Below are 16,716 nucleotides of genomic sequence, written 5' to 3' on the forward strand. Positions count from 1 at the left end.
GAGTGTCTGCATGGCCTATTTCGAACATGAAGGTTGCAACCTGCACTATGAGGAATATGGTCACGGCACTCCGTTGCTGCTGGTCCACGGGCTGGGCTCCAGCACCCTGGACTGGGAAATGCAGATCCCGGCACTGGCCGCGCGCTACCGGGTGATCGTCCCGGATGTGCGCGGCCACGGGCGCTCGGACAAACCTCGCGAGCGATACAGCATCGCCGGGTTCAGCGCCGACCTGATCGCCCTGATGGAACACCTGAACCTCGGCCCGACCCATTACGTGGGCCTGTCCATGGGCGGCATGATCGGTTTCCAACTGGCCACGGATCAGCCGCACCTGCTCAAGAGCCTGTGCATCGTCAACAGCGCCCCCGAGGTCAAGTTGCGCAGCCGCGACGATTACTGGCAGTGGTTCAAGCGCTGGAGCCTGATGCGCGTGCTCAGCCTGCGCACCATCGGCCAGGCCTTGGGCGGCAAGCTGTTCCCGAAACCCGAGCAGGCCGATTTGCGACAAAAAATGGCCGAGCGCTGGGCAAAAAACGACAAACATGCTTATCTCGCCAGCTTCGATGCGATCGTTGGCTGGGGGGTTCAGGAACGACTTTCCAGGGTCACCTGTCCAACCCTCATCATCAGCGCCGACCGTGACTACACCCCGGTGGCGCTGAAAGAAACCTATGTAAAACTGCTGCCCGATGCGCGGCTGGTGGTGATCGCCGATTCGCGCCACGCCACCCCGCTGGATCAACCCGAACGCTTTAACCAAACCCTGCTCGAGTTTCTCACCGCAGTCGACACCACCACACTCAGGATCACTGACCCATGCTGAAAAAAATCGCCCTCGTCGCCGGCTCCGTGCTGTTTGCCGCCAACCTGATGGCCGCGACACCCGCCAAGGCGCCACACGTTGAGTTGGTCACCACCAACGGCACCATCGAAATCGAACTGGACCCGGTCAAGGCGCCGATCAGTACCAAGAACTTTCTGGATTACGTGAACAGCGGTTTCTACAACAACACGATTTTCCACCGTGTGATCCCGGGTTTCATGATCCAGGGCGGTGGTTTCACCCAGCAAATGCAGCAAAAAGAAACCAAGGCACCGATCAAGAACGAGTCCAAGAACGGTTTGCATAACGTCCGTGGCACGCTGTCCATGGCCCGCACGTCCGATCCGGATTCGGCCACCAGCCAGTTCTTCGTCAACGTCAAGGACAACGACTTCCTCGACCAGGGCGATGGCTACGCGGTGTTCGGCAAAGTGGTCAAAGGCATGGACGTAGTGGACGTGATCGTCAACTCCCAGACCACCACCAAAAGCGGCATGAAAGATGTGCCGGCCGATCCTGTGTTCATCAAGTCGGCCAAAGTCATCGACTAAGTTCCACCGGATGTCTTGAGCGGCTGTCGCCTGGCGGCGCCGCTCACACTGTTCAAAGGAGAGCCCCAGCGCGGGCGGAGAACCCATGCTTTATCGCCGTTTTGAAAAACTGATCGATATCTTCCGCGATGCACCGACGGCGGCCCCGCCGGATCGGGTTCTCCCCTTCTATACCTATTACTTGAAGCAGGTCTGGCCGAGTTTCGCCGCCCTGCTGGTGGTCGGCCTGTTTGCCTCGTTGATCGAAGTCGCGCTGTTCAACTATTTGAGCCGCATCATCGACCTGGCGCAGGGCACGCCCAACCCCGATTTTTTCAAGGACCACGCGCTCGAACTGACCTGGATGGTGGTGGTGACGCTGGTCCTGCGGCCGATTTTCTTCGGCCTGCACGACCTGCTGGTGCACCAGACGCTGACCCCGGGCATGACCAGCCTGATCCTCTGGCAGAACCACCGCTACGTACTCAAACAGAGCCTGAATTTCTTCCAGAACGACTTCGCCGGACGTATCGCCCAGCGCATCATGCAAACCGGCAACGCCCTGCGCGACTCTGCCGTGCAAGCGGTGGACGCCCTCTGGCATGTGCTGATCTACGCGATCAGCGCGCTGGTGCTGTTTGCCGAAGCCGACTGGCGCCTGATGATCCCGCTGATCACCTGGATCGCCGGTTTCATCGGCGCACTCTATTACTTCGTGCCACGGGTCAAGGATCGCTCGGTGCAGTCCTCCGATGCGCGCTCCAAACTCATGGGGCGGATCGTCGACGGCTACACCAACATCACCACCCTCAAACTGTTCGCCCACACCAATTACGAACAGCAGTACGCCAAGGAAGCCATCAAGGAGCAGACCGAAAAAGCCCAGATGGCTGGCCGCGTAGTCACCAGCATGGACGTGGCCATCACCAGCATGAACGGCCTGCTGATCGTCGGCACCACCGGCCTGGCGTTGTGGTTGTGGTCGCAGTCGCTGATTTCCGTGGGCGCGATTGCCCTGGCCACGGGCTTGGTGATCCGCATCGTCAACATGTCCGGCTGGATCATGTGGGTGGTCACCGGCATTTTCGAAAACATCGGCATGGTCCAGGACGGTTTGCAGACCATCGCCCAACCGGTCAGCGTCACCGACCGCGAGCAGGCCAAACCGCTGGCGGTGGCCCGTGGCGAGGTGCGTTTCGAGCAGGTGGATTTCCACTACGGCAAGAAGAAAGGCATCATCGGCGGCCTCAACCTCAACATCAAACCCGGTGAGAAAATCGGCCTGATCGGCCCGTCCGGCGCGGGCAAATCGACCTTGGTCAACCTGCTGCTGCGGCTCTACGACGTCGAGGGCGGGCGCATCCTCATCGATGGCCAGAACATCGCCGAAGTCGGCCAGGAAAGCCTGCGCGAACGCATCGGCATGATCACCCAGGACACCTCGCTGCTGCACCGTTCGATTCGCGACAACCTGCTTTACGGCCGACCCGACGCCACCGACGCCGAACTCTGGGAAGCGGTGCACAAGGCCCGGGCCGACGAGTTCATCCCGTTGCTCTCGGACGCCGAAGGTCGCAGCGGTTTCGATGCCCACGTGGGCGAGCGCGGGGTGAAACTTTCCGGCGGCCAGCGCCAGCGGATCGCCATCGCCCGGGTGCTGCTCAAGGACGCGCCGATCCTGATCATGGACGAGGCGACCTCGGCGCTGGACTCGGAAGTCGAAGCGGCGATCCAGGAAAGCCTGGAAACCCTGATGCAGGGCAAAACCGTGATCGCCATCGCCCACCGGCTCTCGACCATTGCCCGCATGGACCGCTTGGTGGTGCTGGAAAACGGCAAGATCGCCGAAACCGGCACCCATGCCGAGCTGCTGGCCCACGGCGGCTTGTATGCGCGGTTGTGGGCCCATCAGACGGGTGGGTTTGTCGGGATTGATTGAATCGAACGAACAACACCGAACCTGTGGGAGCGGGCTTGCTCGCGAAAGCGGTATATCAGGCAACATTGATATCGATTGACCCACCGCTTTCGCGAGCAAGCCCGCTCCCACATTGGAACTACGACACACAAAAAACCGCCACAACCCGCCAACCACGGGCCCTGGCGGTTTTTTCATGTCCACTGGCATTGCGCCAAAACCCTGCTGTACTCAGCCAAGGTTCTGGAGATGAACCTGTCGTAAATTCGCAGGATGCATAACGCACTAAAGTCTCGATAGGAAACCTATCAAGGACGCTCTCATGTCTCTGTTCAAACGTTCAGTCACTGAGTTGTTAGGTACGTTCTGGCTGGTGTTGGGTGGTTGTGGCAGTGCGGTGCTGGCCGCGTCGTCGCCGTTGGGTATCGGGGTGCTGGGTGTGGCCCTGGCGTTTGGTCTAACCGTGCTGACCATGGCATTCGCCATTGGCCATATCTCTGGCTGTCATCTCAACCCTGCGGTGTCGGTGGGTTTGTTCGTCGGCGGTCGATTCCCGGCCAGGGAGTTGCCGGCCTACATCGTCGCCCAGGTGATTGGCGGGGTGATCGCCGCCGCATTGCTTTACTACATCGCCAGCGGCAAGGAAGGCTTCGACCTGTCGGCGGGGCTGGCCTCCAACGGCTACGGCGAGCACTCCCCCGGCAAATACTCGATGGCCGCAGGCTTTGTCTGTGAGCTGGTGATGACGGCGATGTTCGTGCTGATCATCCTCGGCGCCACCGACAAACGCGCGCCGGCGGGGCTGGCACCGATCGCCATCGGCCTGGCCTTGACGCTGATCCACCTGATCTCGATTCCCGTCACCAACACCTCGGTCAACCCGGCCCGCAGTACCGGCCCGGCGCTGATTGTCGGCGGCTGGGCCATCGCGCAGTTATGGATGTTCTGGGTGGCGCCGCTGCTCGGGGCGGTGGTCGGCGGCGTGACGTATCGCTGGCTCGGCAAGGAAGGCACCTGAGGCCCGTGGCGGGGATCAGTCCTGCCGATATGGCAGGGCGGTCCTCGCCTCTTCGGCATAAGCCAGCACGCCGACACGTTCCTGCTGCAAAAAGTCCTTCACCGCCGCTTTCAACCCCGGATGACGCAAGTAGTGCCAGGAATGGGTGATCACCGGCTCGAAGCCGCGAATCAACTTGTGTTCGCCCTGGGCTCCGGCATCGAAACGCTGGAAGCCGTTGGCAATCGCATAGTCCATGCCCTGATAGAAGCAAGTCTCGAAATGCAGCCGGTCAAACTCTGCCAGACAGCCCCAGTAACGCCCATAGAAACTGTCGCCGCCCACCAGGCTGAACGCCATCGCCACCGGCCGTGAGCCTTGTTTGGCCAGCACCACGCGAATCGATTCCGGCATGCGCTCGGCCAACAGGCTGAAGAATTCCCGCGTCAGGTACGGCGTTTGCCGGCGGACCGCGTAGGTATTGGCGTAGCAGGCATAGACGAAATCCCACTGCGCCTCGGTCAGTTGCACGCCCTCCAGCCATTCAAACTCGATGCCCTGCCCCGCCACTTGCTCGCGTTCCTTGCGCATCTGCTTGCGCTTGCGCGAACTGAGGGCGTCGAGGAAATCCTGGAAGTCCCGATAACCGCGATTTTGCCAGTGATACTGACAGCCGATGCGCTGCAACCAGCCCGGTTGTTCGGCCAGCGCCGCGTCGGTGAACGGGTCGGTAAAATTGATGTGGGCGCTGGAAAGTTCTTCGATCTCCAGATAACCCGGCAGGCTGCTCAACAGCTCAAAACCATCCTCGACCGTCGCCGCCAGCAAGCGCGGGCCGCTGACCGGGCTGAACGGCACGGCGGCCAATAACTTCGGGTAGTACTCGATGCCGGCACGGGCGCAGGCGTCGGCCCAGGCGTGGTCGAACACGTACTCGCCGTAGGAATGCCATTTGCGGTAACCGGGCAACGCCGCGATCAGCCGATCACCTTCGACATGCAGCAAATGCTCCGGCTGCCACCCGGTGTGCGGGCCAACGCTGCCGCTGTCTTCCAGAGCACTCAGGAACGCGTGGCGCAGAAACGGCTGACGCTCAGGCACCAACGCGTCCCACGTTGGCGCGGCGATTTCGGACAAGCTTTGCAGACGTTGCAGCGGCATCGACATTCTCACTGTTGCTTGGCGTGACAGCTTGGCGAGTATCGCCTATCGCCACTTATTCCACACCCGTCATCCGCGGACAGTGCTCTGGCCCAATGGTTCACGAGCACTTTGTATCGTCATCGAGACGCCATCACTTTGCCACTGCACTGTCATAAACCATCGCGATACTGGCGCCTGTTTTTAGAGCGCCGGGTTCTACCCGGTCACTGTTTTCCGTCCGTCAACGGTCGGTTGTGTCCTGGATGGTTCAGTCATCCATTCTCATCTTCGGAGATTGATATGCGTCTTGCTTCCACGAAAACTGCGGCGGCCTTGTGTGGCGGCCTGCTACTGGCCATGAGTGTTCCGGCCAGCGCTGCAGTCGACGCCAAACTGCTCGACATGCTCAAGGCCAACGGTTCGATTTCCCAGGCGCAGTACGCCGAACTGCAAGCCGAATTGGCGAAGGATCAGAAGACTCAGCAAATCGCCCAACAGGCTCAGCAAGAGACCAACGAGCAGATCGCTGCGACCGCGAAGAAAACCAATGAACTGAGCACCTTCGACCAGAAACTGGCGTGGGCCGCCAAGACTCAATTCAAGGGCGACGTGCGTTTCCGTGAAGAAACCGTGCACAACGATGGCGTGCCGAACAGCAAAGACCAGGATCGTCAGCGCATTCGTGCCCGCCTGGGTGCCTATAGCGAGATCAACCCGCAAGTCGACACCGGCATTCGCATCGCCACCGGCAGCAGCGACGACGCGCGTTCCACCAACCAGGACCTGAACAACTACTTCGACAAGAAGCAGATCTGGCTGGACCAGGGCTACGTTGACTACCACCCTGACGCGATCAAAAACCTGCACCTGATCGGCGGCAAGATGTCTCAGCCATGGGTGAGCATGGGCGACATCATCTGGGATAGCGACATCAACCCGGAAGGCCTGGCCGTCACTTACAAGTACCCATTGGGCGGCGCCACCGAGCTGTTCGGCAGCGCCGGTCACTACACCCTCAAGGACAACGTCGACGGCGAAGGCGTGCAATTCAAACACGACCTGCGCCTGTACGCCGGCCAGTTGGGTGCGCGCTTCGCCCTTACTGACAACCTGAAAATGACCTTGGGCGGCAGTATCTACAGCTACGACAACGACAAGGACAGCGCCTGCCCGACTACCGGCACCGTGACCGCGCCATGCGCATTGGCGGTCAACGGCAACAGCGCGAACGAGCAGTTCAAGCTGTATGAAGGCTTCGGTCAGATCGACATCGGCGGTTTGCCGGTTCCGCTGTCGCTGTACGGTCAGTACGTGAACAACAGCGACGCCAGCAACGACCAGGACACTGGTTGGCTGGCGGGCGTGAAGTCGAAGTTCTACGGGATCGCCGTGGACTACAACTACCGCGACGTGCAGCGTAACGCCGTGGTCGGCGCCTTCACCGACTCTGACTTCGCCAACGGCTTCACCGGCTCGCGCGGCAGCAAGTTGAAAGCAAGTTACGAGATCGACAACAACTTCACCATCGGCGCGACGTACTTCATGGCTAACTCTGACTACACCAACGCCAGCATCAAGAAGACCGACTCCGACATCAACACCCTGCAACTGGATGCCGAAGCCAAGTTCTAACCTCCCGCTACACGCCTCGGGCAAGGAAGCCCGAGCGCTTTTTTTACAGCCTCGCGTTGGTCTATCGGTCCCCATCATCCGTCCGATAGACCAACACGGGGCTGTTTTCATATTCCAGCAACACACCGCACCTTTGTGGTAACCCCCTCACCACAAAAATCCGGCGCAAAAAAAGATCGCAGCCTGCGGCAGCTCCTACGCCGATCGAGTGAAACCCGATCCGTAGGAGCTGCCGCAGGCTGCGATCTTTCAGGCGTTAACTCAGCGCTTGCGCAGAATCACGCTACCAATCGAATACCCGGCACCAAACGAGCTGAGCACCGCCAGCGAACCGCTGGCCAGGTCATCCTGGTTCTTGTGAAACGCAATCACGGAACCGGCGGAGCTGGTGTTGGCGTAGGTGTCGAGGATCACCGGCGCTTCTTCTTCGCTGGCTTCGCGGCCCAGCAGTTTCTTGACGATCAAGTGGTTCATGCTGAGGTTGGCCTGGTGCAGCCAGAAGCGCTTCACATCACCGACGTTCAGCTTGTTCTCTTCCAGGTGCGTGGCGATCAGCTCGGCGACCATCGGGCACACATCGCGGAACACCTTGCGGCCTTCCTGCACGAACAGTTTGTCTCTGGCACCAATGCCCTCTTCCGCCGCGCGGTTGAGGAAGCCGAAGTTGTTGCGGATGTTGTTGGAGAACTTGGTCAGCAGCTTGGTGCTGACGATGTCGAACTGGTACGGGGAAGTCGCCAGGTCGGCACGTTCGATGATCACTGCGGTGGCCGCGTCGCCGAAGATGAAGTGGCTGTCGCGGTCGCGGAAGTTCAGGTGACCGGTGCAGACTTCCGGGTTGACCATCAGGATCGCCCGGGCCTGGCCCAGTTGCACGCTGTTGGTGGCGGCCTGGATGCCGAAGGTCGCCGAAGAACAGGCCACGTTCATGTCAAAACCGAAGCCTTGAATGCCCAGGGCTTCCTGGACTTCGATGGCGATGGCCGGGTAAGCGCGTTGCAGGTTGGAGCAAGCGACGATCACGCCGTCGATGTCGGCGGCGGTCTTGCCGGCGCGCTGCAAGGCTTGTTCGGCTGCGCCGATGGCCATCTGGCAGAGCACCGACCATTCGTCGTTCGAACGCTCGGGCAAGCGTGGCGCCATGCGTTGCGGGTCGAGGATGCCGTCCTTGTCCATGACAAAGCGGCTTTTGATGCCGGAGGCTTTTTCGATAAACGCCGCACTGGACTCGGTCAACGCTTCGATTTCGCCGCGCGCGATGGCGTCGGCATTGTCGGCGTTGAATTGCGCGACGTAAGCATTGAAAGACTGCACCAGCTCTTCGTTGGAGATGCTGTTGGCCGGGGTGTACAGGCCGGTGCCGCTGATGACGACGTTATGCATGGTCGTTTCTCTAATCTGTTCAGGCAGAAAGCGTTGGCACCGACGTACCAACACACAAAGGGTCTTTTCCCGTCTGGGGAATCAAACCTGGCATCGCTTTATTCCGATCCGCGGCTGCCCTGAAGGCTCAAAACCACGGGGCCGGCGTTTATAGGCGCGAAGTTTGCCATAAACGCTGGGGTTTGGCCCTATTTGCAAGAGCAACGGCCTAACTCGACCAACCTGTAGGAGCTGCCAAAGGCTGCGATCTTTTGATCTTCAGGTGTCGCGACAAAGAAAGATCAAAAGATCGCAGCCTTCGGCAGCTCCTACGGTGGATTGCAGTGAACACAGAGTATTGAGGTTATGGCTCGACCTGGGTCCACTGCTTGTTCAGGCGTTTGTCGGAGATCGGCACCTTGGTCCCCAGTTGCTGGGCGAACAGGGAAACCCGGTACTCCTCCAGCCACCAGCGATACAACTCCAATTGCGGGTCGCGTTTGCCTTCCTGGGCGTGTTTGTTGGCGCGGGTCTGGTATTGCGTCCACAGGCCCGACAGTTCGCCGGCCCAGACCCGATCCCGCTGCACTTGCGCGCCGATTTTCTCGAAACGCTGCTCGACCGCTTTCAGATAACGCGGCAGCTCCTTGAGCCACTGCATCGGCGTTTCCCGGACGAAACCCGGATACACCAGATGACTGAGCTGCTGCTTGATGTCGTTCAGGGCCACGGCTTGGGCCAGGTCGATCTTGCCCTTGAAGCGTTTTTGCAAACCGTGCCAGAGCTTGAGAATCTCCAGGGTCAGCTTCGCCAAGCGCTCGGCGTGTTCGGTCCAGCCACCGCGCTTGCGCTCGGCCAGTGACGCCAACCCGGCGCCATCGCGAGGCAACGGGTCTTCGCCGTCGAGAATGCAGCTGTCGAGACTCGCCAGCAGAATGTCTTCGACCAGCGCATCGATGCGCCCCAGTTCGCGGTACATCAGGCCCAGTTCGGTCAGCCCCGGCAACTTGCCGCGCAGGAACTTCGCCGGCTCCGCCAGTTGTTGCATCAGCAAACGCTGCAACGCGCGGCGATGCTGGAACTCGGCTTCGGCCGGCGTCGAGAAACGCCCTTCCTTGACCGTGCCCGCCTCTTCCACCAGCGCCGGATACACCGTCATCGACAACCCGGCAATCTTCTGCTGGGTTTTCTCGGCGACGGCGGCGAAGACTTTCGGCTCCACCGGTTGCTGGTTTTTCGCGGTTTGCGGCACCGCCAACGCGGCTTGGCTCGCCTCGGCAAAACGTGCGGTCAGCTCGGCCAGATCCCGCCCTTCGCCTAGGAACTTGCCCTGGCCATCGACGATTTCCAGGTTCATCCGCAAATGGCTGTCTACCTGCTGCGCCGCTTCTGCCCAAGCTTCATCGCTGACCCGCGCACCGGTCATGCGCAACAGTTCACGGCCCAGGGCCTGGGGCAGCGAACCCTCGGCGAAGGTCATGCGCTGCAACGCGGCTTTGACGAAGTCCGGCACCGGCACGAAGTTCTTGCGCAGGGCTTTGGGCAGGTTGCGCACCAAGGCAATGCACTTGGCCTCGATCACGCCGGGTACCAGCCATTCCAGGCGTTCCGGCGGCAGCATCGGCAACAGCGGCGCCGGCACGCGCAGGGTCACGCCGTCGCGGGGATGATTCGGTTCGAAGTGGTAACTCAGGGCCAGTTCCAGATCACCGATGTGCAAGGTGTCCGGGTAATGCAGCGCGGTGACTTCACTGGCCTCGCGGGCCAGCACGTCTTCTTCGCGCATGACCAGCAATTGCGGGTCTTTCTGGCTGTTGACCTTGTACCAACTGTCGAACGTCGCGGTCTGGTGAATCTCCGCCGGCAGCCGCGCATCGTAGAAAGCGAACAGGGTTTCTTCGTCCGCCAGAATGTCCCGACGCCGGGCCTTGGCCTCCAGTTCGTCGAGTTGTTCCAGCAACTGTGCATTGGCCGTCAGGCACTTGGCCTTGGACTGAATTTCGCCCCGCACCAGACCTTCGCGAATGAAAAACTCGCGGGACACCACCGGATCAATCGGCCCGTAATGCACCGGCCGGCGCCCGACGATGATCAGCCCGAACAAAGTGATCTGTTCGAACGCCACGACCTGGCCGCGCTTCTTCTCCCAATGGGGTTCGAAGTGGTTTTTCTTGATCAGGTGCCCCGCCAGCGGCTCGATCCAGTCGGCGTCGATCTTGGCCACCATCCGCGCATAGAGCTTGGTGGTTTCCACCAGTTCGGCGGTCATCAGCCACTGCGGCCGCTTCTTGCCCAGGCCGGACGACGGGTGAATCCAGAACCGTCGCTGCCGAGCGCCGAGGTAATCGCCGTCCTCGGTTTTCTGGCCGATCTGGCTGAGCAACCCGGACAGCACGGCTTTGTGCAGTCGCGGGTAATCCGCCGGCTCTTTGTTGAGGGTCAACTGCATGTCGCGGCAGATCAGGCTCAACTGACGGTGCGAGTCGCGCCATTCGCGCAGGCGCAAATAGTTGAGGAAATTCTTGCGGCACCAGTTGCGCAGCGGGCTGGCGGTCAATGCCTGGCGCTGCTCTTCAAAACCACGCCACAGATTGACCAGCCCGGCGAAGTCCGAGTCCACGTCTTTCCACTGCGCGTGGGCCTGATCCGCCGCTTGCTGGCGTTCCGGCGGACGTTCGCGGGGGTCCTGGATCGACATGGCGCTGGCGACGATCAGCACTTCCTGCAAACTGCCGAGCCGGGCCGCTTCCAGCAACATGCGGCCCATGCGCGGGTCCACTGGCAACCGTGCCAGGTTACGACCCAGCGGGGTCAACTGACTGTTGCGGTCCACCGCCGAGAGTTCTTGCAGCAGATTGAAACCGTCGCTGATGGCTTTACCATCCGGCGGCTCGATAAACGGGAAATCGGTGATCTCGCCGAGGCGCAGATGCAGCATCTGCAAAATCACCGCCGCGAGGTTGGTGCGCAGGATTTCCGGGTCGGTAAATTCCGGTCGGCCAATGAAATCCTCTTCGCTGTAGAGGCGAATGCAAATGCCCGGCTCAACCCGCCCGCATCGACCTTTACGCTGATTGGCGCTGGCCTGGGAAATCGCTTCGATCGGCAGGCGTTGGACCTTGGCGCGGTAGCTGTAACGGCTGATGCGTGCGGTGCCGCTGTCGATCACGTAACGAATGCCCGGCACCGTCAGCGAAGTTTCCGCGACGTTGGTCGCGAGTACGACGCGGCGTCCCGGGTGCGACTGGAAAATCCGCTGTTGCTCGGCCGGCGACAACCGCGCATAGAGCGGCAGGATTTCGGTGTGCTTGAGCTGGGCCTTGCGCAGCATGTCCGCCGCGTCGCGAATCTCCCGCTCGCCGGGCAGGAACACCAGCACATCGCCGGGGCTCTTGCCCTCGCTGCGTTCGAACGCGGCGATTTCGTCGAGGGTGGCGAGGATCGCCTGGTCAACGGTCAAGTCGTCTTCGACGCGGTTGCCCTCTTCGTCCTGCTCAAGCGTCAGCGGGCGATACCAGGTGTCCACCGGGAAGGTACGGCCCGAGACCTCAACAATCGGCGCGTCATCGAAATGCTTGGAGAAACGCTCCAGGTCGATGGTCGCCGAGGTGATGATGACTTTCAGGTCCGGGCGACGCGGCAACAGGGTTTTCAGGTAACCGAGCAGGAAGTCGATGTTGAGGCTGCGTTCGTGGGCTTCGTCGACGATGATTGTGTCGTAGCGTTCGAGGTAGCGGTCGTTCTGGGTTTCCGCCAGCAGGATGCCGTCGGTCATCAACTTGATCAGGGTGTTGGAATCGCTCTGATCCTCGAACCGCACCTGATAGCCGACCAGCGCGCCCAGGGGCGTCGCCAGTTCTTCGGCCACCCGGCTCGCGACGCTGCGTGCCGCAATCCGGCGCGGCTGGGTGTGGCCGATCAGGCCATGCTGGCCGCGCCCGATTTCCAGGCAGATCTTCGGCAACTGGGTGGTTTTACCCGAGCCGGTTTCGCCGGCAATGATCAGCACCTGATGCTTGAGCAGTGCCGCTTTGATTTCGTCGCGCTTGGCGGCGATCGGCAAACTGTCGTCGTAACGAATCACCGGCAGGCTGGCACGCCGCGCCAACACCTGATCACAGGACGCCTGCATGCGCGTCACCCAAGCGGCCAGCTTGGCCTCGTCGGGTTTCTTGCGCAGCTCAAGCAACTGCCGCCGCAGCCGGTGGCGGTCGGCAAGCATGGCGTGATCGAGGTTTTTCAGCAGTTTGTCGATGGAAGGCGATTCGTCAGTCATCAGGTACGCAATAAGTCGTCTAGTGGCGCAGGGTGCGGATTGTCGCAGATTTAGCGGACGAACGAGATCCCTTGTAGGAGCTGCCGAGTGAAACGAGGCTGCGATCTTTTGACTTTGATTTTCAAGATCAAAAGATCGCAGCCTCGTTTCACTCGGCAGCTCCTACACGGGGGGCGCGGGGTTATTCGTTATCGAGGCCTTTGCGCCGATACGGGAACACGTCGATCACTTTGCCGGCGCGAATGGCGTCCTGCAGGCTTTTCCAATAATCGGCGTTGTACAACTCGCCATGCAGTTGATCGAACAAGCGCCGCTGCCCCGCGTCGGCAAACAGGAACGGTGGAAATTCTTCAGGAAACACATCCAGCGGCCCGATCGAATACCACGGCTCGGACGCCATTTCGTCTTCCGGGGTGCGCGGTTGCGGGATATGCCGGAAGTTGGCCTCGGTCAGGAAGCAAATCTCGTCGTAGTCGTAAAACACCACGCGCCCGTGCCGGGTAACGCCGAAGTTTTTCAGCAGCATGTCGCCGGGAAAGATGTTCGCCGCCGCCAGTTGCTTGATCGCCAGGCCGTAATCTTCCAGCGCTTCGCGCACTTGGGCGTCGTTGGCGTTTTCCAGGTAAAGGTTCAGCGGGGTCATGCGCCGTTCGGTCCAGCAGTGACGGATCAGCACCGTGTCGCCTTCGACCAACACCGTGGACGGCGCCACCTCCAGCAACTCCTCAAGGCACGCCGGCTCGAATTTACTCAGCGGGAAACGGAAGTCGGCGAACTCCTGGGTGTCGGCCATGCGCCCGACCCGGTCGACGCTTTTCACCAACCGGTACTTCTCGATCACCGTGGCGCGGTCGACGTTTTTCGACGGCGAGAAACGGTCCTTGATGATTTTGAACACGGTGTTGAAACCCGGCAGGGTAAACACGCTCATGACCATGCCGCGCACGCCGGGGGCCATGATGAACTGGTCGTCGGTGTTGGCCAGGTGATTGATCAGCGCGCGGTAGAACTCGGACTTGCCGTGTTTGTAGAAGCCGATCGAGGTGTACAACTCGGCAATGTGCTTGCCCGGCAGGATGCGTTTGAGGAAGCCGATGAACTCCGCCGGCACCGGCACATCAACCATGAAATACGAACGGGTGAAGGAGAAGATGATCGACACGTCCGCTTCATCGGTGATCAACGCGTCGATCTGAATCCCGCGACCTTCGCGGTGCAGCAACGGAATCACCAGCGGCCATTGTTCGTCCCGGGTGTAGATGCGCCCCACCAGGTACGCGCCCTTGTTGCGGTAAAGCACCGAGGAGAACAACTCGACGGACAGCTCCGGGTCCTTGCACACCCAGTCCGGCAGGTTCTCGCGCAGTTGCGCTTCGAGGCGCCGAAGGTCGCCGGCCAGGTCGGCGTAGTCCTCGCTGAAACGGTAGTCGGCAAAGATGCTCGCCAACATTTCCGACAAATGCCCCAGGGGTTTGTAGGTCCGGGTTTGCGCGGCGCGGGCCCGGCGCAGGCTCGGCCGGGTGGTGTGGATAAACATGCAGCCGTCGCTGATCAGGTCGTGGCTGAACAGCCCGCAGAAGATCGAGTTGTACCAGGTCTCGGACAGCTCATCGTCGAACCGCAGGTCGATCAGCGTGATGTAGGCGCTTTTGACCAGCGGCCAGCAGCTCACGTCCATCAGCGCGTCGACGTCGAACGATTCGCGCAAACGGGCAATGGTCTCGGCAACCTTTTCTTCGTAGAGATTGATCCGCGCTGCCGACGCCGATTGCGTTTCCTGCCACTGGGCCTGCTCGAAACGGGCCCGGGCACCGTCGGTGATCTGCCGGAAATGCTCGCGGTAATCGTCAAAGCCATCGAGGATCATTCGAGCGATATCGGCGGCGGGCCATTGCTGCGGCATGGTGAGACCTCTGCGAAGTTGCGGAAGCCTGAGCTTAGCCAGTGAAGCGGGTGCAGGAGAAGCGTAATTTTTGCCATTGATGTCGATAGTCGAACGGATCGGGCGAGGTTTTTTTGCAAATTTTTTAACCGACCAACTGGTCAATAAACAGTCGGAACAGTCATGCCGGCAGCGCTTAATCGATTCTTCTAAACACCGCCAAATCTCTGCGTTTGGCCCAAAAGCATCCGTTCGAAATGCCCTCTCCAATCTGCGTTTTGCTACTCACCTGCCCTGCATCGTCCGCAGCAGAGCCTTCCAGATTGGTCTTACCAAAATGATGGCACTTTGATATATACCTCGCCATCACCCGCCTAAAAACAAGATCCTCGGTACACGAGGACTCCCACCCAAAAACGCCCAAGGAGCACATCGATGTCAATCAGGAACATGCGTATAGGTTTGCGTGCAGGTTTGAGTTTTGCCGTTCTGGCCAGCCTGCTGGTGGTTGTTGGTCTGTTCGGCCTGGTTCAAATGGCGACCCTTCGCCAAAGCGCCACAGTGATTGAAGAGTCGTGGATGCCAAGCATCGAAAGCATTCACGACAGCGCGGCGAACATCGCCACCATTCGCCTGGAATCCCTGCGGTTGATCGCCAACAGTCAGCCGGCCGTACGGGAAAAAAGCAAAGGCATACTCGTCAGCCAGCGCCAGGAGTTGCTCAAACGCCTCAGTGATCACAAAACGCTGATTTCCAGTGACCAGGAACGGGTCATGCTCGACAGCTTGACTGCGGCCGTTGCCAAGTACATGTCGATTCTCGACCAGATTATTGTCCAGATTGACGCCGGCCAGTCGGAGCAAGCCTACACCCGCCTCAACACCGAACTGGCGCCCCAGGGCAGCGTGTTGGACAAAACGCTGGAGAGCATGATCAGTTTCAACCAGCAAGGCGCCGATGCCGCGTCCGATGACGCCGCGCGGATGTATCAGCGGGCGCAGTGGATCGTCGGCACGATCATTGTGATCGCCCTGATCGCCACCCTGCTGCTGGCCTGGTTGCTGACGCGCAGCATCACCACGCCGATCAATCAGGCCCTGAGTGTGGCCCGGCGGATCGCGGCCGGCGACCTGACTGGCCAGGTGGTCAGCCACGGCGACGACGAAGCGGCGCACTTGCTCGATGCGCTGACCGACATGCAGAACAACCTGCGCTCGACCATTCGCGGCATCAGCGACTCGGCGCAGCAACTGGCTTCCGCTGCCGAAGAAATGAGTTCGGTGATGGAACAAAGCACCCGGGGCCTGCAACTGCAGAATGACCAGATCGAGATGGCCGCCACGGCAGTCACCGAGATGAGCACGGCGGTGGATGAAGTGGCCGCCAATGCGGTGTCCAGCGCCGAAGCTTCCCAAGCCTCGAACGATGACAGCAAGCACGGGCACGTGCAGGTCAGCGAAACCATCAGCTCGATTCAAGGGTTGGTGAGCGAAGTGCTCGGGGCTTCGCAACAGGCCGAAGGTTTGGCGGGTCAGGCCCAGGACATCAGCAAAGTGCTGGAAGTGATCCGTGGGATTGCCGGGCAAACCAACCTGCTGGCGCTCAACGCCGCCATCGAAGCGGCGCGGGCCGGTGAGGCCGGTCGCGGGTTTGCGGTGGTGGCGGATGAGGTGCGCTCGCTGGCCCAACGCACGCAGAATTCCACCGAAGAAATCGAGTTGATGATCACCAACATCCAGCACGGTACCGGGGCCACGGTCAGTGCGTTGCAAAGCAGCGCCGAGCACGCGAACCAGACCTTGCGCCGGGCCAACAGCGCCGGGCATGCGCTGGAGAAAATCACCGCCTCGATCTCGCAGATCAACCAGCGCAACCTGGTCATCGCCAGCGCCGCCGAACAGCAGGCGCTGGTGGCGCGAGAGGTCGATCAGAACCTGGTGAACATCCGCGACCTTTCGACCCAGACGGCGGCAGGGGCTACCCAGACTTCCGCTGCCAGTCAGGAACTGTCGCGGCTGGCGGTGGACCTGAACGGGTTGGTGACGCGCTTCGTTATTTAAGTGGCAAGGGGCTTGTTGTGGCCAGCGAGCTTGCCACAGGGAGCGCCCTCACCCCAGGTAATCACCCGCCCACAAAAAAATTGAATGCC

General features: G+C 60.6%; 10 protein-coding genes. 6 read left to right on the forward strand and 4 right to left on the reverse strand.

The features are described 5' to 3' along the window. Positions 1–10 precede the first annotated feature (10 nt). The 4 genes from V5E99_RS16300 (at position 11) to aqpZ (ending at position 4,292) form a co-directional block, all read left to right on the forward strand. On the forward strand, positions 11–826 hold the full coding sequence (locus V5E99_RS16300) for an alpha/beta fold hydrolase (protein ID WP_499803351.1): 816 nt from the start codon (positions 11–13) through the stop codon (positions 824–826). Further along, a complete protein-coding gene (locus tag V5E99_RS16305) occupies positions 820–1,377 on the forward strand; it encodes a peptidylprolyl isomerase (RefSeq protein WP_499803352.1) in 558 nt (185 codons plus the stop codon). Before V5E99_RS16300 ends, V5E99_RS16305 begins: the two co-directional genes overlap by 7 nt. Before the next feature lie 85 nt (positions 1,378–1,462). Continuing rightward, entirely contained in the window at positions 1,463–3,295 is a 1,833-nt protein-coding gene (locus tag V5E99_RS16310; RefSeq protein WP_499803353.1) for an ABC transporter ATP-binding protein, read from the forward strand. A gap of 301 nt (positions 3,296–3,596) precedes the next feature. Continuing rightward, a complete protein-coding gene (gene aqpZ, locus V5E99_RS16315) occupies positions 3,597–4,292 on the forward strand; it encodes an aquaporin Z (protein WP_499803354.1) in 696 nt (231 codons plus the stop codon). Between the two features lie 15 nt (positions 4,293–4,307). On the opposite strand, the gene V5E99_RS16320 is transcribed toward aqpZ, so the two are convergent. Further along, the gene (locus V5E99_RS16320) at positions 4,308–5,432 is read right to left on the reverse strand and encodes a GNAT family N-acetyltransferase (RefSeq protein WP_499803355.1); all 1,125 of its coding nucleotides are present in this window, start codon (positions 5,430–5,432) and stop codon (positions 4,308–4,310) included. Between the two features lie 282 nt (positions 5,433–5,714). On the opposite strand from V5E99_RS16320, the gene V5E99_RS16325 reads away from it, so the two are divergent. Beyond that, a complete protein-coding gene (locus tag V5E99_RS16325) occupies positions 5,715–7,046 on the forward strand; it encodes a putative porin (protein ID WP_499803356.1) in 1,332 nt (443 codons plus the stop codon). A gap of 261 nt (positions 7,047–7,307) precedes the next feature. Here the strand turns inward: V5E99_RS16325 and V5E99_RS16330 are convergent, their stop codons facing one another. The 3 genes from V5E99_RS16330 to aceK all read right to left on the reverse strand — a co-directional run bounded on the left by V5E99_RS16330 (position 7,308) and on the right by aceK (position 14,587). Next, the gene (locus V5E99_RS16330; RefSeq protein ID WP_499803357.1) at positions 7,308–8,429 is read right to left on the reverse strand and encodes a beta-ketoacyl-ACP synthase III; all 1,122 of its coding nucleotides are present in this window, start codon (positions 8,427–8,429) and stop codon (positions 7,308–7,310) included. 343 nt (positions 8,430–8,772) lie between these two features. Beyond that, positions 8,773–12,684, reverse strand: coding sequence for an ATP-dependent RNA helicase HrpA (gene hrpA, locus V5E99_RS16335; RefSeq protein WP_499803358.1), 3,912 nt, complete (start codon positions 12,682–12,684; stop codon positions 8,773–8,775). A 181-nt stretch (positions 12,685–12,865) separates the two neighbouring features. Beyond that, positions 12,866–14,587, reverse strand: coding sequence for a bifunctional isocitrate dehydrogenase kinase/phosphatase (gene aceK / locus V5E99_RS16340; RefSeq protein ID WP_499803359.1), 1,722 nt, complete (start codon positions 14,585–14,587; stop codon positions 12,866–12,868). Positions 14,588–15,001: 414 nt separating this feature from the next. On the opposite strand from aceK, the gene V5E99_RS16345 reads away from it, so the two are divergent. Further along, a complete protein-coding gene (locus V5E99_RS16345; protein ID WP_499803360.1) occupies positions 15,002–16,627 on the forward strand; it encodes a methyl-accepting chemotaxis protein in 1,626 nt (541 codons plus the stop codon). Positions 16,628–16,716: the final 89 nt, after the last annotated feature.

Origin of the sequence: Janthinobacterium sp. LPB2021202312-11-4 (assembly GCF_037049705.1) — a bacterium.
Taxonomy (GTDB): domain Bacteria; phylum Pseudomonadota; class Gammaproteobacteria; order Pseudomonadales; family Pseudomonadaceae; genus Aquipseudomonas.

Coding starts and splice junctions, on each gene's coding strand:
- V5E99_RS16300 (WP_499803351.1), top strand. CDS start 11: ATGGCCTATTTCGAACATGAAGGTTGCAACCTGCACTATGAGGAATAT.
- V5E99_RS16305 (WP_499803352.1), top strand. CDS start 820: ATGCTGAAAAAAATCGCCCTCGTCGCCGGCTCCGTGCTGTTTGCCGCC.
- V5E99_RS16310 (WP_499803353.1), top strand. CDS start 1,463: ATGCTTTATCGCCGTTTTGAAAAACTGATCGATATCTTCCGCGATGCA.
- aqpZ (WP_499803354.1), top strand. CDS start 3,597: ATGTCTCTGTTCAAACGTTCAGTCACTGAGTTGTTAGGTACGTTCTGG.
- V5E99_RS16320 (WP_499803355.1), bottom strand. CDS start 5,432: ATGCCGCTGCAACGTCTGCAAAGCTTGTCCGAAATCGCCGCGCCAACG.
- V5E99_RS16325 (WP_499803356.1), top strand. CDS start 5,715: ATGCGTCTTGCTTCCACGAAAACTGCGGCGGCCTTGTGTGGCGGCCTG.
- V5E99_RS16330 (WP_499803357.1), bottom strand. CDS start 8,429: ATGCATAACGTCGTCATCAGCGGCACCGGCCTGTACACCCCGGCCAAC.
- hrpA (WP_499803358.1), bottom strand. CDS start 12,684: ATGACTGACGAATCGCCTTCCATCGACAAACTGCTGAAAAACCTCGAT.
- aceK (WP_499803359.1), bottom strand. CDS start 14,587: ATGCCGCAGCAATGGCCCGCCGCCGATATCGCTCGAATGATCCTCGAT.
- V5E99_RS16345 (WP_499803360.1), top strand. CDS start 15,002: ATGTCAATCAGGAACATGCGTATAGGTTTGCGTGCAGGTTTGAGTTTT.